Source organism: Streptomyces xylophagus (assembly GCF_000716435.1).
Lineage (GTDB): Bacteria > Actinomycetota > Actinomycetes > Streptomycetales > Streptomycetaceae > Streptomyces > Streptomyces xylophagus.
Genome location: NZ_JNWO01000021.1, coordinates 63,460 through 85,702, shown reverse-complemented (window position 1 = coordinate 85,702; position 22,243 = coordinate 63,460). Strand labels below are relative to the sequence as shown.

At 70.1% G+C, this 22,243-nt stretch carries 18 protein-coding genes; 5 read left to right on the top strand and 13 right to left on the bottom strand.

Annotated elements, in window-relative coordinates; translation table 11 throughout:
* Positions 1-18 precede the first annotated feature (18 nt).
* Together OO70_RS36695 and OO70_RS36690 are read right to left on the bottom strand one after the other, a co-directional pair.
* On the bottom strand, positions 19-1,542 hold the full coding sequence (locus tag OO70_RS36695; RefSeq protein ID WP_043681326.1) for an MFS transporter: 1,524 nt from the start codon (positions 1,540-1,542) through the stop codon (positions 19-21).
* A gap of 128 nt (positions 1,543-1,670) precedes the next feature.
* A complete protein-coding gene (locus tag OO70_RS36690) occupies positions 1,671-2,255 on the bottom strand; it encodes a TetR/AcrR family transcriptional regulator (protein ID WP_158711562.1) in 585 nt (194 codons plus the stop codon).
* Positions 2,256-2,439: 184 nt separating this feature from the next.
* On the opposite strand from OO70_RS36690, the gene OO70_RS36685 reads away from it, so the two are divergent.
* Entirely contained in the window at positions 2,440-3,216 is a 777-nt protein-coding gene (locus OO70_RS36685) for an alpha/beta fold hydrolase (protein WP_043681320.1), read from the top strand.
* A 156-nt stretch (positions 3,217-3,372) separates the two neighbouring features.
* A complete protein-coding gene (locus tag OO70_RS36680) occupies positions 3,373-3,576 on the top strand; it encodes a hypothetical protein (RefSeq protein ID WP_043681317.1) in 204 nt (67 codons plus the stop codon).
* Between the two features lie 28 nt (positions 3,577-3,604).
* Here the strand turns inward: OO70_RS36680 and OO70_RS36675 are convergent, their stop codons facing one another.
* Positions 3,605-4,585 (bottom strand): DNA polymerase Y family protein, encoded by a 981-nt coding sequence (locus tag OO70_RS36675; protein WP_043681314.1) that lies wholly within the window; start codon positions 4,583-4,585, stop codon positions 3,605-3,607.
* Positions 4,582-8,031: a DNA polymerase III subunit alpha gene (locus OO70_RS36670; protein WP_043681311.1), complete on the bottom strand. Its 3,450-nt coding sequence runs from the start codon at positions 8,029-8,031 to the stop codon at positions 4,582-4,584. The genes OO70_RS36675 and OO70_RS36670 overlap by 4 nt, the downstream gene beginning before the upstream one ends.
* A 279-nt stretch (positions 8,032-8,310) precedes the next feature.
* On the opposite strand from OO70_RS36670, the gene OO70_RS36665 reads away from it, so the two are divergent.
* A complete protein-coding gene (locus tag OO70_RS36665) occupies positions 8,311-9,393 on the top strand; it encodes a membrane protein (RefSeq protein ID WP_043681309.1) in 1,083 nt (360 codons plus the stop codon).
* Complete coding sequence (locus OO70_RS36660) at positions 9,390-10,589, top strand: AAA family ATPase (protein WP_043681306.1); 1,200 nt, start codon at positions 9,390-9,392, stop codon at positions 10,587-10,589. Before OO70_RS36665 ends, OO70_RS36660 begins: the two co-directional genes overlap by 4 nt.
* 73 nt (positions 10,590-10,662) lie before the next feature.
* Here the strand turns inward: OO70_RS36660 and OO70_RS36655 are convergent, their stop codons facing one another.
* The 9 genes from OO70_RS36655 to OO70_RS36615 all read right to left on the bottom strand — a co-directional run bounded on the left by OO70_RS36655 (position 10,663) and on the right by OO70_RS36615 (position 20,853).
* A complete protein-coding gene (locus OO70_RS36655; RefSeq protein WP_043681303.1) occupies positions 10,663-11,745 on the bottom strand; it encodes a S1 family peptidase in 1,083 nt (360 codons plus the stop codon).
* Positions 11,746-11,975: 230 nt separating this feature from the next.
* Complete coding sequence (locus OO70_RS36650) at positions 11,976-12,851, bottom strand: slipin family protein (protein ID WP_043681300.1); 876 nt, start codon at positions 12,849-12,851, stop codon at positions 11,976-11,978.
* Positions 12,852-13,022: 171 nt separating this feature from the next.
* Positions 13,023-13,922, bottom strand: a complete 900-nt coding sequence (locus OO70_RS36645) for a S1 family peptidase (protein WP_043681297.1) — start codon at positions 13,920-13,922, stop codon at positions 13,023-13,025.
* Positions 13,923-14,174: 252 nt separating this feature from the next.
* The gene (locus OO70_RS36640; RefSeq protein WP_043681294.1) at positions 14,175-14,963 is read right to left on the bottom strand and encodes a DUF1684 domain-containing protein; all 789 of its coding nucleotides are present in this window, start codon (positions 14,961-14,963) and stop codon (positions 14,175-14,177) included.
* 45 nt (positions 14,964-15,008) lie between these two features.
* Complete coding sequence (locus OO70_RS36635; protein WP_043681291.1) at positions 15,009-16,322, bottom strand: NtaA/DmoA family FMN-dependent monooxygenase; 1,314 nt, start codon at positions 16,320-16,322, stop codon at positions 15,009-15,011.
* Positions 16,319-17,395 carry an LLM class flavin-dependent oxidoreductase gene (locus OO70_RS36630; RefSeq protein ID WP_043681289.1) on the bottom strand — a complete coding sequence of 359 codons (1,077 nt, stop codon included), beginning with the start codon at positions 17,393-17,395 and terminating at the stop codon, positions 16,319-16,321. The genes OO70_RS36635 and OO70_RS36630 overlap by 4 nt, the downstream gene beginning before the upstream one ends.
* Before the next feature lie 24 nt (positions 17,396-17,419).
* On the bottom strand, positions 17,420-18,181 hold the full coding sequence (locus OO70_RS36625; RefSeq protein WP_043681286.1) for an amino acid ABC transporter ATP-binding protein: 762 nt from the start codon (positions 18,179-18,181) through the stop codon (positions 17,420-17,422).
* A 42-nt stretch (positions 18,182-18,223) separates the two neighbouring features.
* Positions 18,224-19,999: an FAD/NAD(P)-binding protein gene (locus OO70_RS36620; protein WP_043681283.1), complete on the bottom strand. Its 1,776-nt coding sequence runs from the start codon at positions 19,997-19,999 to the stop codon at positions 18,224-18,226.
* Positions 19,996-20,853: an amino acid ABC transporter permease gene (locus OO70_RS36615; RefSeq protein WP_043681280.1), complete on the bottom strand. Its 858-nt coding sequence runs from the start codon at positions 20,851-20,853 to the stop codon at positions 19,996-19,998. The genes OO70_RS36620 and OO70_RS36615 overlap by 4 nt, the downstream gene beginning before the upstream one ends.
* Before the next feature lie 434 nt (positions 20,854-21,287).
* Between OO70_RS36615 and OO70_RS36610 the strand changes: the two genes are divergently transcribed.
* The gene (locus OO70_RS36610; RefSeq protein ID WP_043681277.1) at positions 21,288-22,241 is read left to right on the top strand and encodes an ABC transporter substrate-binding protein; all 954 of its coding nucleotides are present in this window, start codon (positions 21,288-21,290) and stop codon (positions 22,239-22,241) included.
* Positions 22,242-22,243 lie beyond the last annotated feature (2 nt).

The window sequence follows — 22,243 nt, the reverse complement described above, 5'->3', positions numbered from 1 at the left end:
CGGCCAAGGGGAGTTCGGTCACATGTGGACGATCGGGCCGCTCGGTTCACCGTTCGCGGGACGGCCCCTGTGGAACATGAGCGCGGCGATCACCGCACCGGCGGCGAAGAGACCGGCCGACCACCAGTACGCGGTCGAGTAGCTGTGCAGCTGGGCCTGGGCCAGGTTGGCCCGGGTGGGGGTCCTGCCGACGAGGTAGGCGGTCGCGGCGCTCGCGGCGAGGGTGTTGAACAGGGCGGTGCCGATGGCGCCGCCGACCTGCTGCATCGTGTTGACCGCCGCGGAGGCGACACCCGCGTCGTCGGCCCTGACCCCGTGGATGGACAGACTCATCGCGGGCGGCAGCGACAGGCCGATACCGGAACCGATCAGGAGCAGTCCGGGCAGCACCCCGGAGGCGTAACCGCTGTTCAGGTCGAGCCCCGTCAGCAGGGCCAGGCCCGCGGCCGACGTCAACAGGCCCAGGGGGACAAGGACTTTGGGCCCGACCTTCGGCAGCAGCACGCTGATCGACAGCTGGGCGACGACCATCAGACTGCCCATCATCGGCAGGAACGCGAGACCCGTCCTGACGGGAGTGAAGCCGCGCGAGGCCTGGAGGTAGTAGGTCAGGAAGAGGGAGACACCGAAGAGTCCGGCGCTGGCGATGGCCATCACGAGGAAGGACGCGCCCCGGGTGCGGTCGGCCAGGACCCGCAGCGGCAGCAGCGGATGCGGGGCCCGGGTCTGCCACCAGGCGAAGACGGTCAGCAGTACCGCGGCGGCGATCAGGGTCCCCCAGGTCATCGGCGAGGACCAGTCGTACGTCTCGGCGTTCGCGAAGCCGTAGACCAGGCCGAAGAGACCGGCCGAGCCGAGGACGGTGCCGGGAAGGTCGAGCCTGGGCCGTACGGCCGGGGCGCCCTTGCGCATCAGGGCGAGCCCGCCGGCGAACGCGACGACAGCGAAGACCAGGTTGACGTAGAGGGTCCAGCGCCAGCTCAGGTGCTCGGTGAGCAGTCCGCCCAGCAGTAGTCCGAAAGCGCCGCCCGCGCCGCCGATGGCACCGAAGACGCCGAAGGCGCGGGCCCTGTCCTTGTCCGTGGTGAAGGTGACATTGAGGACGGCGAGGGCGGCCGGGGCGAGCAGCGCGCCGAAGAGCCCCTGGAGGACCCGCCCGGTCACCAGCACCTCGAAGCTCGGCGCCGCGCCGGCCAGCGCCGAGGAGCCGGCGAAGCCCGCGATACCGACCAGGAAGGCGATCTTCCGGCCGAAGAGGTCGGCAAGCCTGCCGCCGAGAAGCAGCAGACTGCCGAAGGCCAGGGCGTACGCCGTGACGATCCACTGCCGGTTTCCGTCACTGAAACCCAGGTCGCGCTGGGCGGACGGCATGGCGATGTTCACGATCGTGACATCCAGCACCACCATCAGCTGGGCGATCGCGATCACGATCAGTACCCACCAGCGGCGACGGTCCGGTGCGTCTGCGTGTGCAGCCTCGTGGGAGACCTGGGGCGGGGGCGCTGCCACTTCCTCGGTCAGGGGCTTGGGCGATTTGGACATGGAAGTCTCCGGGGGCGAAGAAAAAATGCGAAACGAAGCCGTTTCGGTACGCCGGCCAGTGTAAGCATGTTGTGGCAGTTACTGCCACTAGTCTCAATCTGCCGCTAGGCAGCCAGTGCCACGAGTGGTCACGCCTCACCCGGCCCCGCCGGGATGGGGACATCGCCGGTACGCAGAAGTTCGAGAGCCTGCTCGATGGCCAGCCCCAAGGCGGAGGGCTCTTCGCTGCGCGCCCATTCCGCGACCGCGATCTCGACGACGGCCGCGATGTTCGCGGCGGCCAGAGCCGCGACCATTTCAGTGGTACGACCCCCGGTGCGCCGGCGGATCTCCTCCGCGAGGCTCTCGCGCCACAGCCAGTTCACACCGCGCAACTCCGCATGCAGGGAACGGGTTTGGCCGATGACCTGGTAGACGACCCTGCGGCGTTCCGAGTCGCCCTCGATGGTGCGCCGGACACTGTCGACCACCTGGTACAGGGCCTGCGGCAGCGGTGTCTCCTCGGGCAGACCGCGCAGTTCTTCGAGTGCGGTGTGCAGGGTGTCCTCGGTGAAGCCGACGACGAGCGCTTCCTTGGTCGGGTAGTAGCGGTACACCGTCCGGGGACCGACCTCCGCCGCGGCGGCGATCTGATCGACCGTCGTGGCGTCGAACCCCTGCTCACTGAAGAGCGCGATGGCCGTGTCCGCGATCAGCTGACGGGTCCGCTCCATCTTGATCTCCCGAAGTCCCACTCCACACCCTCCGCACACCGGCCCACTGTCCTTGTCGGCGCACATTTTGCCACGTGGCGGACACCGCCACATGGCAGTAGGAGTCAGTACAGTCGGGGCGAGACCCCGACGTCCGGGACCCCGACGTCCCCAACGCCCCAATTACAAGAGAAAGCAGAAAACCATGGCATTCAGTCGTCGTCAGTTCTCCGCACTCGGCGCGGGAGTCGCAGCGGCCACACTTTCCGGGGCCCCGGCAGCCAGGGCGGCAACCCGTGGCCCCCGGCCCGCGGTGCGCAATGTCGTCCTCGTGCACGGCGCCTACGCGGACGGCTCCTCCTGGGCGAAGGTCATCCCGCTGCTGCAGGCGGCGGGCATGAACGTCACCGCCGTACAGAATCCGCTGACGTCTCTCGCCGACGACGTCGCCGCCACGAATTTCGCACTGGCCCGGCAGGACGGCCCCACGGTCCTGGTCGCGCACTCCTACGGCGGCACCGTCATCTCCGAGACCGGGCTCGCACCGAACGTCACCGGGCTCGTCTACGTCGCCGCCCGCGCCCCCGAGGCCGGCGAGGACTACGCCGCGCTCGCCGCCAAGTTCCCCACCTCGCCGGTCACTTCCGGGATCGTCACCTCGGGCGGGTTCAAGTGGATCGGCCAGTCGGCGTTCCTCGAGGACTTCGCCAACGGCGTGCCCAAGAAGGAGGCCCTCGTGCTCTACGCGGCCCAGGGTCTGCTCTCGACCGCGCCGCCCACCACCAGCGTCGCCGCCTGGCACCAAAAGCCGTCCTGGTACGCGGTCTCGAAGAACGACCGCACCATCGACCCCGACCTCGAACGCTTCATGGCCCGGCGCATGAACGCCACGACCATCGAGGTCGACTCCGGCCACCTGTCGCTCGTGACGCACCCGGAAGTGATCACCAGGCTCATCCTGCGAGCCGCGGCGCGCGGCTGACACCCTGCATCTCAGCGCTCCAACACCCCCCGTCGGTACGACGTTTCCGTTCCGTAAGGTTTTCGACCGCCCCAGCCGCGCCGAACGGGACGAAGCTGAGCGGTGAACGCGGGCGGGCACCGCCGCGGACGTACCGGTGCGGAGAATGGAGTGACCATGTTGGTCCGTGGTATCGGCGGGATCATCCTCGTCGTGCTCGGCGCGGTCTGGATCGCGCAGGGCTCCGGAGCGATGAACGGCTCGGCCATGTCCGGCCACGGCCAGTACGCGGCACTGGGCGTGGTGGTCGCGCTGATCGGGCTCTTCCTGGTGGTGTGGGCCTGGCGGATGCGGAACCACGACCGCGGCCAACACCCCTGAGCGTGTTGGCGGTTCGGGCCGACAGCGGTCAGTCGGCCAGGGCGGCCGGGCGTACGGCCTCCTGCCCGAAGCGCCGACGGGCACGGTCCGCGGCGGCCTCGACCGCGCGGGCGCGAGCGTCCGTGGGGTCCATGGAGAGCTGGCGGTAGGCACTGCCGGCCGGCCGCAGGTCGTCGGCGCGGAGCACGAAGGCGCGGACGCGGGCGCGTTGCAGTCCGAGGGAGGTCAACAGGCCCAGGGCGGTGGCGGCGAGGGCGGGCGAGTGGTCGGTGGGTTCCGGCAGGGTGCGGGTGCGGGTGCTGGAAGTGCGGTCGGCGTAGCGGACTGTGAGGGTGAGCCGCACCGCGAACTGCCTTTCTCCGCGCAGGCGTTGGCCGATCCGGTCGGCAAGTCCCAGGACGGCTCGGTGGTGTTGGGCCGGGTCCAGGCAGTCCCGGCTCAGGGCCAGGTCGGCGACCAGATGCGCCGCCGGTTCCGCGGGGACGATCGGGCGGGGGTCGTGGCCGCGGGCGCGCTCGGTCAACAGCCGTGCCTGGCCCGCACCGAGGAGCCGTTGCAGGGTCGCCGGAGGCAGGTCGGTGAGCTGCCCGATGGTGTGCAGCCCGTATCGGTGCAGCGTGTCCGCCGTGGCGCGGCCGATCCCTGGCAGTGCGGTGACCGGCCGGGGGTACAACCAGTCGGCCGCCTCCCCCGTGGGCACCGAGGTGGTGTCCCCCGGGGCGGACGCGTCGGCCGCCATCGCCGCCAGCATGCGGTTGCCCGCGAGCCCGGCGCTGCTGTCGATGCCGTAGTGGGCCTTCAGCCTCATCTTCACCGTCTGGACCGCGTCGTAGGCGGACATGTCGAAGTACCGGAGTGCCGAAGTCAGGTCCACCTGAAGGGCGTTGGGCGGGACGGCCTGGACGTGAGGCGTAAACCCGGACACCAGTTCGATTATGTCGTCGTACTGAGCCTCGCTCAGCGCAGCATGCAGATGGAGATGGGCGATGTGCCGTTGACGCGTGATCATCCCGCACTCCCCGGGCTGCGGTGACCGAACTTCTTCAGGTCGGCGGAACGGGTGCCGGCGGGCTGAAGGTCGGCGTACGGATGCAGGCGGGCGCCGGTGGTGCCGTTGGTCAGGGTGCGCTGCGGCTGGGCGGGGGTGGGGTGCGGGCGGTCGGCGCCGAGGAGGGCGAGGGCGGCCTCGGGGCCGTTGTCACGGCGGGCGCCCGCGATCTCATCGAGGTCCCAGGCCATGGAACCGACGACGGTACGACGGGTGCCGCGCACCTGGACCGTGCCGCGCACCAGCAGCAGCCCGCTGTGGAAGACGGTGTACGCGCAGGCCGGGTGGGAGTCCTCGAAGAAGGCGAGGTCGACCAGGCCCGAGCCGTCCTCCAGGGTGACGAAGATGACCCGCTTGCCGCTCGCGATCGGCGGGGTCTGCGTCGAGGCCCGCACTCCGGCGACCAACACCTGCTGCCCCGCGCGCAGTTCGGCCAGATGCGCCGCGTCGGTCGCGCCGATCTCGCGCAGCAGCCGGTGGTGATGCTCCATCAGATGCCTGGAGACGTCGATGCCGAGCGTGCCCAACTCGGCGCTCAGCGCCTCGCGCCCGGTCATCTCCGGCAACCCGCTCGGCTCCGCTCCCCCAACAGCACCCGTGTCCATGGGGAGTTGGCCCGCCCCCGCGGTCCGGTTGCGGGACTGCCGGTGCAACTCGGCGATCTGGAGCAGCAGATCACGGCGCGTGAGGCGGCCGTCGTGCAGGCAGGTCAACGCGCCGATCTCGGCGAGCCGTTCGGCGACCGGTCTGCTGGGACGGGCCCGCTGCCAGAAGTCCGACAGCGATCCGTACGGCTGCCCCTCCTCGATCCGCGCGCACTCCTCCTCGCTGATGCCACGCACCCCGGACAGCGCGAGCCGCACACCCCACTCCTCCTGCTCGGTCATCTCCACGGTGTGCTTCACCCTGGAGCGGTTGATGTCGACGGGCAGGACCTGCACACCGCGACGGCGGGCGTCGGAGACCAGGACGCGCTTGGGCCACATCCCGGGGTCGTGTTCGAGCAACCCCGCCAGCAGGAACGCCGGGTGACGTGCCTTCAACCAGGCGCTCTGCAGGGCCGGTACGGCGAAGGCGACCGCGTGGGCGCGGCAGAAGCCGTAGGCCCCGAAGGCTTCGACGGTCTTCCAGACCTCGTCCCGGACGGCCGCGCTGTAGCCACGTTCGCGTGTCAGTTTGTGGAACCAGTCCTTGATCCGGGGCAGTTGGTCCTTGTCGCCGAGTGCTCGTCGGGTGATCTCGGCGAAGGCGCGGCTGCAGCCGGTCATCACGTGCAGCGTGTCGATGATCTGCTCGTGCCAGATGGTCACGCCGTAGGTGTCGGCGAGCACGGGTTCGAGGTCCCGGTGCGCGTACACCGGCGTACCGCCATGACGTGCGGCGATGTACCGCTCGGGCATACCGCCGGCGACCGGGCCGGGGCGGAAGAGACTGATGTCGGCGATGACGTCCTGCACGTCACGGGGCTGGAGTCTCGACAAAAGGTCTTGTTGACCAGGCGACTCCAGCTGGAACAGGCCCAGCGTCTGGCTCTCCTGGATGAGCTTGAACGCGAACACGTCGTCGAGCGGCACCTGTTGGGGATCGTCCAGGTCGATGCGGTGGCCGGTGGCGCGTTCGATCTCGGTGACGGCGTGGGCCATCGCGGACTGCATCCGCACGCCCAGGACGTCGAGTTTGATGTTGCCCAGCGCCTCGATCTCCTCCTTCGCGGCCATCGCCATCGGGTAGTCGCCCTGCGGGGTGGGCTGCACCGGCAGCCGGTCCAGGAGGGTGGCGTCGCTGATGACCACTCCGCAGGGGTGCATGGCCATGCCGTGGACCAGGGAGTCGAGGCCTTCGGCGAGCTCCCACAGCGGCCCGTATCGGCCCATCTCGCCTGCCAGTTGCCGTAGTTCGGGCAGTTCGGCGAGCGCGCTCGTGATGTCGGAGGCGCGCAGGTGCGGGAAGCTCTTGGCGATCCGGTCGACGTCCGCGGGTGCGATGCCGAGCGCGAGGCCGGTGTCGCGCAGCGCCCTGCGCGCGCGGTAGGTCTCGGGCATCGCGGTGACCGCGACCCGCTCCTTGCCGAAGCGTTCGAAGATCGTGTCGTAGCACTCCAGGCGGCGGGCGGACTCCACGTCGATGTCGATGTCGGGGAGTGACTCCCGGCGTGTGCTCAGGAAGCGTTCGAACAGCAGGCTGTGGTCGAGCGGGTTGGCGGTGGCGATGTCCAGCGCGTGGCAGACCAGCGAGCCGGCGCCGGAGCCGCGGGCGGCGACCCTGATGCCCTTGGCCCGGATGTCGGCGACGACCTGGCCGACGGCGAGGAAGTACGCGTCGTAGTTCCAGTGGGAGATGACGGCGAGTTCCTCGTCCAGCCGGTCGCGTGCCGCCCGGTCGTGGTCGAGGCCGCGTCGGGCCAGGCCCTCCTCGGATCTCAGGCGCAGCAGTCCGGCCGCGCCGCCCGTCTCCGGTCCGGCGCCGAACAGCGACGGTTCCGGGAAGTGCCGCCTGCCGAGGCCGAGGTCCACGGGGTCTACGACGCACGCCTCCGCCGTGTTCGCGGTGTCCGCCATCAACCGACGGGCCCGCCGTACGTCCGCTCCGGCGCACTCGGCGATCATCCGTGCCACGACCGTCATCTCCTTCTCGTCCTTGAGCCAGCGCTGTCCGCTGTCCAGTCGGCGCCGGTCGATGGGGCGCAGCAGCCTCGCCGCGTCCAGGACGTCGGCGAGGCGGTGCTGGTCGGGGTCGGCGTAGCGGACGGCGTTGGAGAGCACGGCGGTGGTGCGGGTGCGGTCGGCCAGGGCCAGGGTGCGGGCGGCCAGGCGGAGGGAGCCCGGGCCCGTGCCGAAACGTTTCTGCGCAACGATCTCCAACCGGACTCCCCTCCCGAAGACCTCCCGCCAGGGCGCCAGCAGCTTCGTCGCGACGTCCTCCCGGCCCACCGACAGCGCCCGTACCGGCTCCGAGAGCGGCCCGAGCAGGACGGCCAGTCCGGGGCCGCCGTACGCGCGCAGCGCCTCCCACGGCACCACCGGCGCCGTACCGGACAGGGCACCCTCGTGGGCCGCCGACGTGATGCGGCACAGTCGCGCCCAGCCCTCCCGGTCCTGGGCGAGCAGCACGAACCGCAGCGGTGGCTCGACCACGTGTGCGCCACCGCGTGCGGGGGTGCGCGGGCGCTGTGCGGGCGGCGGGGGTGCCAGGGCCTCCACCGCCAGGTCGATGCCGAAGACCGGCCGGACCCCTTCCTTCGCGCAGGCCTGCGCGAACCGGACGGCCCCGGTGACCGTGTCCCGGTCGGTGAGCGCGAGGGCCGCGATTCCATGCTCGGCCGCCCGCCGGACGAGCTGCTCGGGGTGGGAGGCGCCGTAGCGGGCGGAGTAACCGGACGCGACGTGCAGATGGGCGAAGCCCGCCATGCCGCACCTCCATCACTCCACCCCTTTTCGGCCATCCGTCCGATATGTTCATCGCACGCCCGTTCGATTACCCTAACCCCATCAGCCCCGGTCAGCGACCCACATACGAACACACGCACGATTCTCTGGAGGGGTGAGCGGTGTCCGAAGCAGGCGCCACTCCGTCAGCTCCCCGGCCGGGCGGAGCAGTTGGAGAAAAAGCATCCCCGAACACACGTACGACATCCGTTCGGCCCCTTTCCGCCTGCGCGGGCACCCGGCCACCGAGACCGTGGGGACATGACAGAGACCCCCGGTGCCGGTACGTCCCGTACGTCCTTCCTCGGGGAGGTGAAGGACGCGGTCAGCCTGCGGGCCACCCTGCTCGTCATCGGTGTGGTCGCCCTTCAGCTGCTCTTCATCGCCTCCTACGTAGGCGCGCTCCACAATCCGAAGCCCAGGGATGTGGCTTTCGGGGTCGTCGCTCCCCAGGTCACGGCCGAGCAGACGGTGACCCGGCTGAAGCAGTTGCCCGGCTCGCCGCTGGACCCGCGCGCGGTGTCCGACGCGGCGACCGCGCGGAAGCAGATCCTGAACCGGGACATCGACGGCGCTCTCGTCCTCGACCCGCGCGGCACCACGGACACGCTCCTGGTCGCCACCGGCGGCGGCACGGTCCTCGCCACCACCCTGGAGACGATCACCGCCACCCTGGAGAAGGCCGAGCAGCGCACGGTCAGGGTGGTGGACGTGGCCCCGGCCTCCGCCCAGGACTTCGACGGGCTGTCGTCGTTCTACCTGGTCGTGGGCTGGTGTGTCGGCGGCTATCTGTGTGCCTCGATCCTGGCGATCAGCACCGGCGCCCGGCCGGCCAACCCGCGCCGCGCGGTGATCCGGCTGGTCACCATGGCGCTGGTCGCGATCGTCGGCGGTCTCGGCGGCGCGGTGATCGTCGGGCCGATCCTGGGGGCGCTGCCGGGGAGTGTGATGGCCTTCTGGGGGCTCGGTGCGCTGATCACGTTCGCCGTGGGGGCGGCGACCCTCGGGCTGCAGGGTGTCTTCGGGGTCGTGGGCATCGGTCTGGCGATCCTGCTGGTGGTGATCGCGGGCAACCCGAGCGCGGGTGGCGCCTTCCCGCTGCCGCTGCTGCCGCCGTTCTGGAACGCGATCGGGCCCGCGCTGCCGCCGGGCGCCGGCACCTGGGTGGCGCGCTCGATCGCCTACTTCAAGGGCAACGCCGTAACCGGCCCGCTGCTGGTCCTGTCCGCGTGGGCGCTCGCCGGGATCGTGATCACCCTGCTGGCGGCGACACTGCGGCACAAGCACGAGCGGCTGCTGGGCCGACCGGCATTGTCAGACCCGTCTGCAACCCTGGACGAATGATCAGCACACTCGCCGTCGAGAACTACCGCTCCCTGCGCCGCCTGATCGTCCCGCTGACCGGACTGAACGTGATCACGGGGGCGAACGGCACGGGCAAGTCGAGCCTGTACCGCGCGCTGCGCCTGCTCGCCGAGTCCGCGCGCGGCGGCGCCGTCGCCGCGCTCGCGCAGGAGGGCGGGCTGCCGTCGGTGCTGTGGGCGGGCCCGGAGAAGGTCGGCCGCGCGGTGCGCGAGGGCCGACATCCCGTGCAGGGCACGGTCCGCTCGGGCCCGGTCAGTCTGCAACTGGGCTTCGCGGGCGACGAGTTCGGGTACGCCGTCGACTTCGGGCATCCGAGCCCCACCTCCGGTGCGGGCAGCGCCCACTCCATGTTCAACCTCGACCCGGAGATCAAACGCGAGTCCATCTGGAGCGGGCCCGTGCTGCGCCCGGCCTCGGTCCTCTCCGACCGCGCGGGAGCCGCCGTCAAACTGCGCGGCGCGGGCGGCGGTTGGTCCCGCGCCCACGGCACCCTGCGCCCGTACGACAGCATGCTCGGCGAGCTGGCCGACCCACAGCACGCACCCGATGTGCTCGCGGTCCGGGAGTTCATCAGGTCCTGGCGGTTCTACGACCATGTCCGCACCGACGCGCACGCGCCGGCCCGGACCGACCGGATCGGCACACGGACGCCCGTGCTCAGCGGTGACGGTTCCGATCTGGCCGCCGCCCTGCAGACGATCCGTGAGGTCGGTGACGGCGAGGCGCTGGACGCGGCCGTGGACGCGGCCTTCCCCGGCAGTCAGGTCCACATCGCCGATCTCGGCGGACGTTTCCGACTCGCCCTGCGCCAGCACGGGTTGCTGCGCCCACTCACCGCCGCCGAGTTGTCGGACGGCACCCTGCGCTATCTCCTGTGGGCGGCGGCGCTGTTGACGCCCCGGCCGCCGTCGCTGCTCGTGCTGAACGAACCGGAGACGAGTCTCCACCCGGACCTGATCCCGCCGCTCGCCGATCTGATCCTCACTGCCGGCAAGGACACCCAGATCATCGTGGTCACCCACGCCAGACCGCTCGCGGACGCTCTCCAGAAGGGCGCGATACGTCACCGTCTCGACGTCAACTCCATAGAGCTGGTGAAGGAGTTCGGGCAGACGACGGTGGCGGGTCGCGAGGGCCCGCTCGACGAACCGCTGTGGTACTGGCCCACGCGCTGAGCCGACCGTACGGACACGGAAGTCCCGCCCCCTCGCGCGCGGGGACGGGACTTCACAGCGCCGTACGGGCAGGTCAGCCGATCTGCGCGCCGAACGTCGACAGCGCCTCGGTGACCGGCTGGAAGAAGGTCTCGCCGCCCGAGGTGCAGTCGCCGCTGCCGCCGGAGGTGAGGCCGATCGCCGCATCGCCGTCGAACAGCGAGCCGCCGCTGTCACCGGGCTCGGCGCAGACGTCGGTCTGGATGAGGCCGTTGACGATGTCGCCGTTGCCGTAGTTCACGGTGGCGTCCAGGCCGGTGACCGTGCCGGTGTGCACCTGGGTGGTCGAGCCGCTGCGGGTCACCTTCTCGCCGACGGTGGCGTCGGCGGCGTGGGTGATGGGCTGCGAGGAGCCGTCGTAGAGGTCGACCGCGCTCGGGTGGGCGACGTCCGAGGTGTACTTGACCAGGCCGAAGTCGTTGCCCGGGAAGCTGGACTGCTCGTTGGTGCCGATCTCGCTGCCACTGGAGTCGGACCAGGTGGAGATGGCCTCGGTGCAGTGCCCGGCGGTGATGAAGTAGGGCGCGCCGCCCTTGACCACGTTGAAGCCGAGCGAACAGCGCCCGCCCGAGCCGGAGATGGCGTCGCCGCCCGCGATGAGGGGTTTGAACTCCCCCTGGGTGCGCCGGAGTTCGGCTGTGCCGCCGAGTCCGTCGACGACCTTGGTGAGCTTGGTCCACTCGGCGCCGGAGACCGTGCGGTCGGCGGTGACGACGACCTTGTTGGTGGTGGGGTCGGTCGCCCACGAGGTGCCGGGGATCGTGGCGTCCTGCTCGAGGGTCGTACGGGCGCTCGTCAGTTCGGCGAGGGAGTTCTCGACGATTCTCGCCCGGGCGCCGGCCGCCTCGACGGTGTCGGCGGCGGCCTTGTCGAGCACGTTGACCACGAGGCTCTTGGTCTTCGCGTCGTAGAACGTGCCGGCCGCGTCGGTGCCGAGGTCCTTGCCGAGCGTCGAGGCGAGCTTTCCGGCCGCCAGGGCCGAGAGGGTGTGGGGTGCGGCCGCCGTCGTGGTCTCGCTGGCGTTCGCACTCTGCAAGGTGACTCCGGCGACGACCAGTGCGGCTGTGCCGGCACCCGCCACGGCCAGCCGTCGCCGGGGTATGCGTCGGTGCTTCAACTCGTGTCCTCCTGTGGGGGGTCGGCCCGGCGGGTTATGGGCACTCGACAGGCCGAAAGGTAGGTTGACGAGCGCCTACTCTTCCGAATCGCACAGGGGGCGCACAAGGTCGACTTCAGGTCGTGCGGGGAACGCGGTCACACGCCCCCTCGTTTTGAATGTTCACGGTCATCCCAGGCCGTTCGCACTGCAAACACTGCGTGCGAGTGACCCTCAGCAGTCGGTGAGGTCTAGCCCTGTCCTGAAACCGACCCCTCGGATTCCGGATCCGAGTGGGGCCCGGCGGGCGGAAGTTGCTCCTGCACCGGTTGCGCCGCCACAGGGGCAACGGGTGCCACGGGCGCGGCCGGAGCCGCTCGCTCCAGGAAGCGCAGCAACTCGACCGGGAAGGGGAGCACGAGCGTCGAGTTCTTCTCGGCCGCGACCGCCACCACCGTTTGCAGCAGGCGCAGTTGGAGAGCGGCGGGCTGCTCGGACATCTGCTCGGCGGCCTCGGCGAGTTTCTTCGAGGCCTGCAACTCGGCGTCCGCGTTGATGATGCGGGCCCGGCGTTCACGGTCGGCCTCTGCCTGGCGGGCCATCGACCGCTTCATCGTCTCCGGCAACGACACGTCCTTGATCTCGACCCGGTCGATCTGCACGCCCCAGCCGATGGACGGACTGTCGATCATCAACTCCAGGCCCTGGTTGAGCTTTTCGCGGTTGGAGAGCAGATCGTCCAGGTCGCTCTTGCCGATGATGGACCGGAGCGAGGTCTGCGCCATCTGCGAGACGGCGAACCGGTAGTCCTCGACCTGCACCAACGCGTCCGCCGCGTCGACGACCTTGAAGTAGACGACGGCGTCCACGCGCACGGTGACGTTGTCACGCGTGATGCCTTCCTGCGCGGGCACCGGCATCGTCACGATCTGCATGTTCACCTTGCGGAGCTTGTCCACGAACGGGACGACCATGGTGAACCCGGGTCCGCGCACGTCCGACCGGAGCTTGCCGAGCCGGAACACCACACCCCGTTCGTACTGTTTGACGACTCGCGCCGCCGCCATCGCGTACACCGCTCCGACGGACGCGAGTGTCACTCCCGCCGCCACCAGCTCCTCGACCATCACGGCCCCCCAGGGTCCGACGTGGGCGCATCAGGTGCCTGCATTCGATGCAACGACGGTAACTCCGTGGTCGGCACAAGAGCGAGCCCCCGCACGCCAGTTGCGTACGGGGGCTCGTCCACTACCGGCTGCAGTCCGGCGCGGAACAGCGGAACACCAGAAGCGCGGAGGTCAGCCGACGCTCACGCCGTAGTAGCTCAGCGCCTCGGTGACCGGCTGGAAGAAGGTCGTGCCGCCGGAGGTGCAGTCGCCGCTGCCGCCCGAGGTCAGACCGTAGGCCACGGTGCCGGCGTACAGGGGACCGCCGCTGTCTCCGCCCTCGGCGCAGACGGTGGTCTGGATCATCTGGTACACCACGTCGCCGCTGCCGTAGTTGACGGTGGCGTTCAGGGCGGTGACCCGGCCGCTGTGCGTGCCGGTGGTGGAGCCACGACGGTAGACGGTCGTGCCCACGCTCGGGGTGGCCGCGCTCGAGATGGTCTGGCTGCCGACCGCGCTCGGGTGCGCGATCGAGGTGTTGGTGTACCTGACCAGCGCGAAGTCATTGGTCGGGAAGCTGTAGCCCACGTTCGTGCCCAGCGTCGTGGTGTGCCCCGAGTTGGAGTACCACGTGGAGGCGACCTCACCGCAGTGGCCGGCGGTCAGGAAGTAGTACGTGCTCCCGCTGTGCACGTTGAAGCCGAGCGAGCAGCGGTAGGCGCCGCCGTAGATGGCGTCGCCGCCGGTGATCAGCTTCTTGAACTGACCGGCCGTGTGCTTGATGGTGAGCGCGCCGGCGGACGTGCCGGCCTGCTTCTTGATCTTCGCGATCTCGGCCTGGGAGACCGTGCTGTCGACGGTGACGACGACACGGTTCGTCTTGCTGTCGACCGCCCAGGCGGTGCCCGGGACATCGGCCTTGAGCACGGACGAGTTGACCGCGGAGAGCTGGGTCGCGCTGAACGTCTGTGCGCTACTTGCGCTCGCGGTGGGGACGGCGAACGCGGCAGCGGCGGCGAATCCGGTGGCCACGGCGATCAGCCTGGTCCGTCTCGCGATTCCGCTGCGGGGGGTGGTGCGCTTGATCCTCACGTTTCGTTCCCTCCTAGGGGAATTCGGGGGCCCGCGTGGGGTCGGGGCCCGTGAGGCGCAGTCAGGGTCGGGCGTCCGGTTTTCGAACACGCCGTGCCCCTGACAAGCGCTGTGGGGGAGTATTCGGCCGCGTGGCCAAGGGGCGCAAGGGCGCCTTTCGGCCGTGCAGCCTTCAACTTGCCCCGATCTACGCGAGTTGATCACCCCAACACAGAGGGTGGAAGCCCCGCCCACCTGGGATCGACGCCCCACCTACCGGAGGTTGAGGTTGCGCTCCCCCGCCTCGATCGCGACGCCCAGCGTATTCCCCGGCGGCGGGAAGGGGCAGATGAAATGGTCGGCGAACGCGCACGGCGGGAGCACCGCCCGGTTGAAGTCCACCGTCGTGCGCCCCTCGGCATCGGGCGCGCCCGGGTACAGGAAGCGGAACCGGTAACTGCCGTTCCCGCTCGTGGAGTCGGCGAACACCGCCCACAGCTTGCCGTCGTCCTGCACCGCCACCTGGAGCGTCAGTTCCAACCCGTCGAGCTGGAAGGCGAGTTCGCCGTCGAGCCCGAGCTCGCGCGCGACACCGTCCGCGGTACCGACGCGCACGACGCGCCACGCGTCGTACGGCGTGAAGCGTCCCGGAACCGAACGGCGCGGATCGTAGGGCGTGGCCTCGATGCCCCGGAACGCGCGCCGCGCCGCCGAGTCGGGGTCGTAGTCGCGCACGCCCCAGGCGCCCTCGCGGATCAGGACGACCAGCCGGCGCTCGCCGAGGCCGACGCGGGCCGCGCTCACCGGGCCGGTGTCCGCGCCGAGGCGGATCTCACCGGCGAAGGGTTCCCCGTCGACGGTCAGTCCGTCGGACGCCGACGCGGTGAGAACCACGGCGTCACCGTCGAGAACCCATACCCCGGGGATGTCCGGAAGTCGCCCGTCCGGACAGTCCTCCAGCCAGTGCGTGCCGATGAGGGCGAGGGGGCCGTAGGGAGCCGACACGGTCTCCGTGCGGTGCTCGTGCCAGTGCTTCCAGTCGTCGGCCGCGTCCGAGGTCATGCCGTCAGCTCCATCGTCGTGCGCTCAATCCTGTCGTCCGTGCGGTCACCCCTTCCCCGCCGGGTCGAGGAGCCCGAGATGTGAGCGCAGGGTGGTGCCCCGGTATTCCGTGCGGAAGACACCGCGTTCCTGGAGCAGCGGCACCACCCGGTCCACGAACTCGTCGAGGCCGCCCGGGGTGAGGTGCGGTACGAGGATGAAGCCGTCGGCGGCGTCCTGTCGTACGAACGTCTCGAGTTCGGTGGCGACCGCCTCCGGGGTGCCGATGAAGGACTGCCGGCCGCTCGCCTCGATCACCGTCTGCCGGATGGACAGCCCTTTCTGCCGCGACAGCGCCCGCCACTTTTCGGCCATCGCGACGGTGTCGCCGCGCCGGGTCCGCCCCTGGGTGAGCGACGCGTCCGGCACCGGGTCGAAGTCGGGGAACGGGCCGTCGGGGTCGTAGGAGGAGAGGTCCGTGCCCCAGATCTGCTCCACGGCGAGGATCGCGTTCTGCGGGGAGACCTGCTGGCGCCGGATCTCGGCGGCCTTCTCCTGTGCCTCGGCGGCGGTGTCGCCGAGGACGACGGTGACACCGGGCATGATCTTCAGGTCGTCCGCGCTACGGCCGTACTTCGCGAGGCGTCCCTTCACGTCGACGTAGAAGGCACGACCGTCCTCCAGCGTGCCGTGTCTCGTGAAGATGACGTCGGCCGCCTGTGCCGCGAACTCCCGGCCCTCCCCCGAGTCCCCGGCCTGGATGACGACCGGGTGCCCCTGCGGTGAGCGCGGGACGGTGAACTCGCCCGCGATGTCGAAGTGTTGGCCCCGGTGGGCGAAGGGACGGGACAGTCCGTCCGGGGTCCAGGAGTCCCACAACTCCCTTGCCACGGCTACGAATTCGGCTGCCCGGCTGTATCGGTCCGCACGGTCGAGGTATCCCCCGCGCCGGAAGTTCTCGCCGGTGAAGGCGTCGGACGAGGTCACCACGTTCCAGGCGGCCCGGCCGCCGCTGAGGTGGTCCAACGTGGCGAGTCTGCGCGCGAGTTCGTAGGGCTCGTTGAAGGTGGCGTTGACCGTGGCGGCCAGCCCGATCCGTTCGGTGACGGCGGCGAGCGCGTTGAGGACGGTGAGGGACTCCGGTCGTCCGACGACGTCCAAGTCGTGGATACGGCCCTTGTGTTCGCGCAGCCGCAGCCCCTCGGCGAGGAAGAAGAAGTCGAAGAGTCCGCGTTCGGCGGTGCGGGCGAGCTGCTCGAAGGAGGCGAAGGCGATCTGGGACCTCGACCGCGGATCGGCCCACACGGTGGTGCTGTTGACGCCCGGGAAGTGCGCCGCCAGATGGATCTCTTTACGCGAGTTGCGGGGCCGTACGGTCATGACGCTCCCCCTGTCACGGCGTACTGGTTGGCGGGCCGGGCCAGGCCCAGGTGCTCCCTGAGCGTGCTGCCCGGGTAGAACGTGCGGAACAGGCCCCGGTGTTGGAGCAGCGCCACCGTCCCGTTGACGAGCCGCTCCAGGTCACGGCGCGGCTCGACGGGCGTGAGGTGGAAACCGTCGACGGTACGGTCGCCGTGCCAGTCGGCGATCAGTTCGGCGAGGTCGACCGGGCCGCCCCGGTACAGCGGGCCGTGCGCGGTCTGCCGGGGGCCGCCCCCGCCGTGGCCCGGCTCGGCCGCGTGCTCGCCGTCGCCGAGGTCGACGACGAGACTCACCAGGACCCGCAGGGTGTCGGGATCGCGGCCGAACTTCTCGGCCAACGCCCGCAGTTCGGCCCGTACGGCCCCGGCCTGCGCGGAACTCGCCGCGCGGACGAGGGCCACATCGGCGTACCGGGCGGCCGTCCGCCGGGCCTGGCCCTCGGTGGCGTCGACCACGCGGACCGGGTGACCCTGTGGTGGTCTGGGCACGATCGAGGGGCCCTTGACGGAGAACTCGGAGCCCTCGAAGTCGACGTAGTGCAGTTTGTCGCGGTCGACGAAGCGGCCGGTGGCGGTGTCCCGAATCTCGGCGTCGTCCTCCCAGCTGTCCCACAACTGGGCGGCCACCTCGGCGACTTCACCGGCTTCCTGCCACAACGCGTCGGCGGGCGCGGCATGACGGCGGCCGAAGAGGCGGGCCTCGCCCTCGGTGGTCGACACGTCGAGCCGCCAGCCGGCCCGGCCCCGGCTGACCCAGTCGAGGGTCGCGACCGCGGCCTGCACATGGAAGGGCTCGGTGTGCGTGACGGTCACGGTGGGCACCAGGCCGATCCGACTGGTCACCGGGGCGACGCGGGACAGGACGGCGAGGGCGTCGGGTCCGGGGCGCGCGAAGGTGTCGTCGAGGGTCACGAAGTCGAGGCCGCCGCTCTCGGCGAGCCGCGCCAACTCGACGTAGGAGTCGGCGTCGTAGGCCGACCGCTGGTCGACGGCGGCGGCCAGATGCAGGCCCCGGCCGTGCGAGGAGGTCATGTGGGGAATCCCTTTCTGCGCACGTCACAGCACCTTGGACAGAAACGTCCGGGTGCGTTCGTGCCGGGGTCGGTCCAGTACGTCGGTCGGGGTGCCCTGCTCGACGATCCGCCCGTCGTCCATGAAGACGACGGTGTCGGCGACCTCACGGGCGAAGCCGATCTCATGGGTGACGACGATCATCGTGGTGCCCTGGTGGGCCAAGTCCTTGATGACGTCGAGGACTTCACCGACCAGCTCGGGGTCGAGCGCGGAGGTCGGTTCGTCGAAGAGCAGCAGTTTCGGCTCCAGGGCGAGCGCCCGGGCGATGGCGACCCGCTGCTGCTGACCGCCGGACAACTGCTGGGGATAGGCGTCGGCCTTGTCGGAGAGCCCCACCCGGTCGAGGAGTCGGCGCGCGCTCTCAACTGCCGCCTTGCGGGGGCGTTTCAGCGCGGAGACCGGTGCCTCGATGATGTTGTCCAGCACGGTGAGGTGCGGGAAGAGGTTGAAGTTCTGGAACACGAACCCGATCCGGGTGCGCTGCTTCAGCACCTCGCGCTCGCGCAGTTCGTACAGCTTGTCGCCGGAGCGCCGGTAGCCGACGAGCGTGCCGTCGACACTGATCACGCCCCGGTCGACCTTCTCCAGGTGGTTGATGGTGCGCAGCAGCGTCGACTTGCCGGACCCCGACGGGCCCAGGATCACGGTGACTTCACCGGCGCGCACCGCGAGGTCGATGCCCTTGAGCACTTCGAGCGGTCCGAAGCTCTTGTGGACGGACCTGATGTCGACCATGACGGTCATGGTGTGAATCCCTTGTACTGGCAGCGGAGTTGGCGGTCGGGGCTACACCGAGGCCCGACACGCGAGATCCCGCAGGAACGCCAGCACGGCCCGCGCGGTGGCGTCGTTCTGCCGGAAGGCGGGCCCTCCGGTGCGCGGCCGGGTGAACGCGCCGGGCGTCCGTACGTCGGTGTAGGGCCCGAGCGCGAACCGCCGGGGATGCGGCCGCCCGTCCCGGTCGAGCAGCCGCCCGTCGGCGCGGTCCACCCGCAGCAGCCCCTCGGGACTCTCCACCACGGCCCCGTCGTCGTGCAGTCGACGCAACAGCGGATCGACGGACCGCCCGACCGTGGGCTCGGGCAGCCGCGCCTCGACCAGCGCCCGCGCCTCGACTGTCACACCCGGCACGGTCGCGCTCGACGCCCGGAACACCCCGTCCTCGGCGGCTACGGCCATGTCCGCACCGACGAACCGCACGATGCCGGCCCTGGACAACGCGAGCAGTTGGCGCAGCCGGGGTCCGGGCGGCCCGGAGGCGAGATAGCTGAAGAAGCCGTGCCACCAGGGCCCGACGTCACCGAGCCGGATCAACTGCCCGTAGACGGAGAGCAGTCCGAGGAAGACCGCCAAGTCCGGGCTGTTGGACGGATCATGACGGCGACTCAGATCGGCCTCGATGTAAGCCCGCAGGCCCTCCTGGAACGCCTCCTCCGACGCGTACCGCACCCCGTCCAGCGGACGGTCGAGCGCCGCGAGGTCGAGCCGGTCGGCGGGGTCGGGCACGGCGGACGCCACGAGGGCCTCGCGGTCCGCCGCCTCCCCCGCCGCGTACTTCTCCTCGAAGTCGGTCCAGGCGATGCTCGTCCGCTCGGGGTGCACACCGAACAGCCGGTGGTAGTGCGCGAACCCCAACTCCTTCTCGATCAGCGGCCATACGTCCCGCCGGAAGTCGAAGCCCCCCGGCTGCGCGAGTATCGCGTCGACCTCGGCGGGCCCGAAGAACCGTGGCAGCGGCGGCCGTTCACCGCTCCACTCGTAACCGATCTTCGAGTGATACGGCACTCCGCGCCGCGACCCGACGTACAGCACCGGCTCCTGCCCCGAGGGGACGTAGGTGTCGCCGTCGTAGCGTCCGCCCCGGCCCTCCGTGAGCAGCACCATCAGGTCGACGAAGGCGAGCCCGAAGCCGCGCACGAGGACGGGTGCGCCGGGGGCGAGGGAGGACAGGTCGCTGTCGGCGGTGAAGTCCGGCGGCAGATGGACCAGGTCGTGGGCGCGGGCGTACGCCGCCAACTCGCGCTGATCCTCGTCGAGTTCGGCGTCGAGGTGACCGAGGGCGAGGACGACGAGGTCGGCGAGGAGCGGTTGCGGGCTGCCCTCCAACCACACCTGCTGGCGTCCCTCGCGCGGGCCGCTCACCCTGAGGGCGCGCTGCGGATGGTGGTGGACGGTGATGCCCGGCGGCAGGGCGGCCACGGCCTCCTCGTGCACCCAGCGCAGGTAGGAGCCCTGGAGTTGGCGGTCGGCGAAGGTGCTGCCCTCGATGGCGGCCCACTCGTGCAGCGTGGGACCGGGACGCACCGGACCCTCCATGACCACCGTCTCGTCGGTGAACATGGTGACGTCCTCGGCGTGCGAGTTCATCCACAGCAGCGGCGACTGGGCCGCACGCCAGATGCGTCCGGCGCCCGGCGGATGGGGGTCGACGAGATGGATGTCGAGACCTTCGACACCCGAATCGGCGTACAGATCAGGCGCGTTGGCGGCGATGCGCTCGATGAGACCGGTCCCCCGCGGCCCGGCCCCGACGATCACAAGTGTCCGCCTGTCCGCGCTCATCGGCTGCGCTCCGAACCGCGCGCGTAGTGCTTCTCGACGTAGTACTGGCCGACGCTCAGCACCGAGGTGACGACGGTGTACCAGATGGTGGCGACCATCAGCAGCGGGATCACCTGGTAGGTGCGGTGATAGACCAACTGCACGGAGAACAGCAGATCCTGGACGGCGATGACGCTGACGATCGAGGTGCCCTTGAGGGTGCCGATCAGCATGTTGCCGGCGGGCGGCACGATGGAGCGCATCGCCTGCGGCAGCACGATCCGCCACCAGCGGCGCCACCGGCTCAGCCCGAGCGCCTGCGCGGCCTCGACCTGCCCCCGGTCGACGGAGAGGATGCCGCCCCGGACGACCTCGGCGGCGTACGCGGCCTCGTGCAGGGTGAGTCCGATGATCGCGACCGCGATCGGAGTGAACAGGTTGACGGTCTTCACGCCGAGCAACTCGGGATACAGCGCCCCGATGTTGAACCACAGCAGCAGCTGCACCAGGATCGGGATCGACCGGAACAGCCACACGTAACCCCAACTCACGCTGCGCAGCACGGGGTTGGCGGACAGCCGGGCCGCCGCGAGCAGCGCGCCGAGGACGAAGCCGAGCACCATCACCACGGCCGTCAGCCACAGGGTGAGCCACAGGCCGCGCAGTACGGAGTCCGAGGTGAAGTAGTCGCCGACCACACCCCACTGGAACGCCTTGTTGCGAACGACGGAGGTGACGGCGAGCCCGAGCAGGACCAGCACGGCGACGGCGGCCGTCCACTGGCCGAGCCGGCGCTGCGGGACGATCCGCGGGGAGTCCGTCTGCTCCGGTGTGTCCGGTGCGGCGGAGGCTTTGGCGAGGGTGTCGGAAGACATACGAAGACAACTCCGTGACGTAGGTCGAACACGGGTGGGTGCCTTCACACGGGGCGCCTCGCGGCGCCGTACGGCCGAGCCCCTCAGCAGGGCCGTCCACCGAGGGTACGGCGCCGTTTCCCCTTGCTGTCAAGGCTGTCCATACTGTGAGCGCTACGTCTCAAGTCGGTTGACGCACAACCGGATGCCTGTTCCACTTACCTCATGCATCCACAGCAGTGGCTGGTCAAGCGCTCCCACATCGACCTCGGTCGCGTGTGGTCCTCTTCCTGTTGAGCTGACCCACTGCACGCCCTGATCCCCGGTTCTCCCGCCTGATCGGGCGTTTCTCGCGCTCTCCCCTCTCCTCCCGCTTCGCCTTCACACGCGCACCCCTCACACCTCACCCCTCCCCTCGGGTTCTGCTCACTCTTGCCTTCAGGAGACCGCACACGATGCGTACGTCGACGCGTACCCGCTATCGGCATTTTGCACCTTTTGCCCTCATCACCTCGGCGGCCCTGCTCCTCACGGCCTGCGGCTCCGGTTCGGACGACACGACCGGCGGCACGGCGAACGCGGCGGCCAAGGCCGACAAGATCCCCACCACGGACGTCGTCTCCGGCGTCCCGAAGGACGCGGCAGCCGCGAAGCTGCTCCCGTCCGGCGTCACCAGCCTCACCGTGGCGGTGGCCGTCGGCGGTACGCCACCGGGCACCACGTACCTGGACGACGGCAAGACGCTGACCGGCCAGGACGTCGACTTCGCGGACGCCGTCGCCAAGGTCCTCGGCATCAAGCTGAAGACGGAACAGGCCAGCTTCGAGGCGATCCTGCCGGCCCTCGACAGCGGCAAGTACGACTTCGGCGCCAGCAACTTCGGTGTGACCGACGAACGGCGCAAGACGATCGACTTCGTCACCTACATCAACGACGGCCAGGGCTTCGCCACCCGCAAGGACAGCAAGCTCGGCAAGATCACCGACCTCAAGCAGCTGTGCGGCCTGAACGTCGCGACCGGCGCGGGCACCACGTTCGAGGCCACGCTCGAGGAGAACAAGAAGGTCTGCACGGACGCCGGCAAGAAGGCGTACGACGTGCAGACCTACAGCGAGTCCGGCGCGATCTGGTCGTCCCTCCAGCAGGGCCGCAGCGACGTCGTGATGTCCACGATCAACGGCCTGCGCTACGCCGTCGCCCAGCAGACCGGCGTCAAGTTCCTCAACGAGTTCCACCGCCTGGACGTCGGCTTCGCCTTCAAGAAGGGCACAAAGCTGGCCCCGGCCTTCCAGGCCGCGGTGAACAAGCTGATCGCGGACGGGACGTACGACAAGATCCTCAAGAAGTGGGGCACGACGGGCTCGGCGATAGCGAAGTCGCAGATCTCCCCACCGGAACTAAAGGGCTAACT

Excerpts from the sequence above, each read along its gene's own strand:
- OO70_RS36670 (WP_043681311.1), bottom strand. The coding sequence starts at position 8,031 with ATGGCGGGCTTCGCCCATCTGCACGTCGCGTCCGGTTACTCCGCCCGC.
- OO70_RS36690 (WP_158711562.1), bottom strand. The coding sequence starts at position 2,255 with ATGGAGCGGACCCGTCAGCTGATCGCGGACACGGCCATCGCGCTCTTC.
- OO70_RS36625 (WP_043681286.1), bottom strand. The coding sequence starts at position 18,181 with ATGACCGTCATGGTCGACATCAGGTCCGTCCACAAGAGCTTCGGACCG.
- OO70_RS36675 (WP_043681314.1), bottom strand. The coding sequence starts at position 4,585 with ATGATCACGCGTCAACGGCACATCGCCCATCTCCATCTGCATGCTGCG.
- OO70_RS36685 (WP_043681320.1), top strand. The coding sequence starts at position 2,440 with ATGGCATTCAGTCGTCGTCAGTTCTCCGCACTCGGCGCGGGAGTCGCA.
- OO70_RS36650 (WP_043681300.1), bottom strand. The coding sequence starts at position 12,851 with ATGGTCGAGGAGCTGGTGGCGGCGGGAGTGACACTCGCGTCCGTCGGA.
- OO70_RS36635 (WP_043681291.1), bottom strand. The coding sequence starts at position 16,322 with ATGACCGTACGGCCCCGCAACTCGCGTAAAGAGATCCATCTGGCGGCG.
- OO70_RS36640 (WP_043681294.1), bottom strand. The coding sequence starts at position 14,963 with ATGACCTCGGACGCGGCCGACGACTGGAAGCACTGGCACGAGCACCGC.
- OO70_RS36630 (WP_043681289.1), bottom strand. The coding sequence starts at position 17,395 with ATGACCTCCTCGCACGGCCGGGGCCTGCATCTGGCCGCCGCCGTCGAC.
- OO70_RS36660 (WP_043681306.1), top strand. The coding sequence starts at position 9,390 with ATGATCAGCACACTCGCCGTCGAGAACTACCGCTCCCTGCGCCGCCTG.
- OO70_RS36695 (WP_043681326.1), bottom strand. The coding sequence starts at position 1,542 with ATGTCCAAATCGCCCAAGCCCCTGACCGAGGAAGTGGCAGCGCCCCCG.
- OO70_RS36610 (WP_043681277.1), top strand. The coding sequence starts at position 21,288 with ATGCGTACGTCGACGCGTACCCGCTATCGGCATTTTGCACCTTTTGCC.
- OO70_RS36665 (WP_043681309.1), top strand. The coding sequence starts at position 8,311 with ATGACAGAGACCCCCGGTGCCGGTACGTCCCGTACGTCCTTCCTCGGG.
- OO70_RS36620 (WP_043681283.1), bottom strand. The coding sequence starts at position 19,999 with ATGAGCGCGGACAGGCGGACACTTGTGATCGTCGGGGCCGGGCCGCGG.
- OO70_RS36615 (WP_043681280.1), bottom strand. The coding sequence starts at position 20,853 with ATGTCTTCCGACACCCTCGCCAAAGCCTCCGCCGCACCGGACACACCG.
- OO70_RS36680 (WP_043681317.1), top strand. The coding sequence starts at position 3,373 with ATGTTGGTCCGTGGTATCGGCGGGATCATCCTCGTCGTGCTCGGCGCG.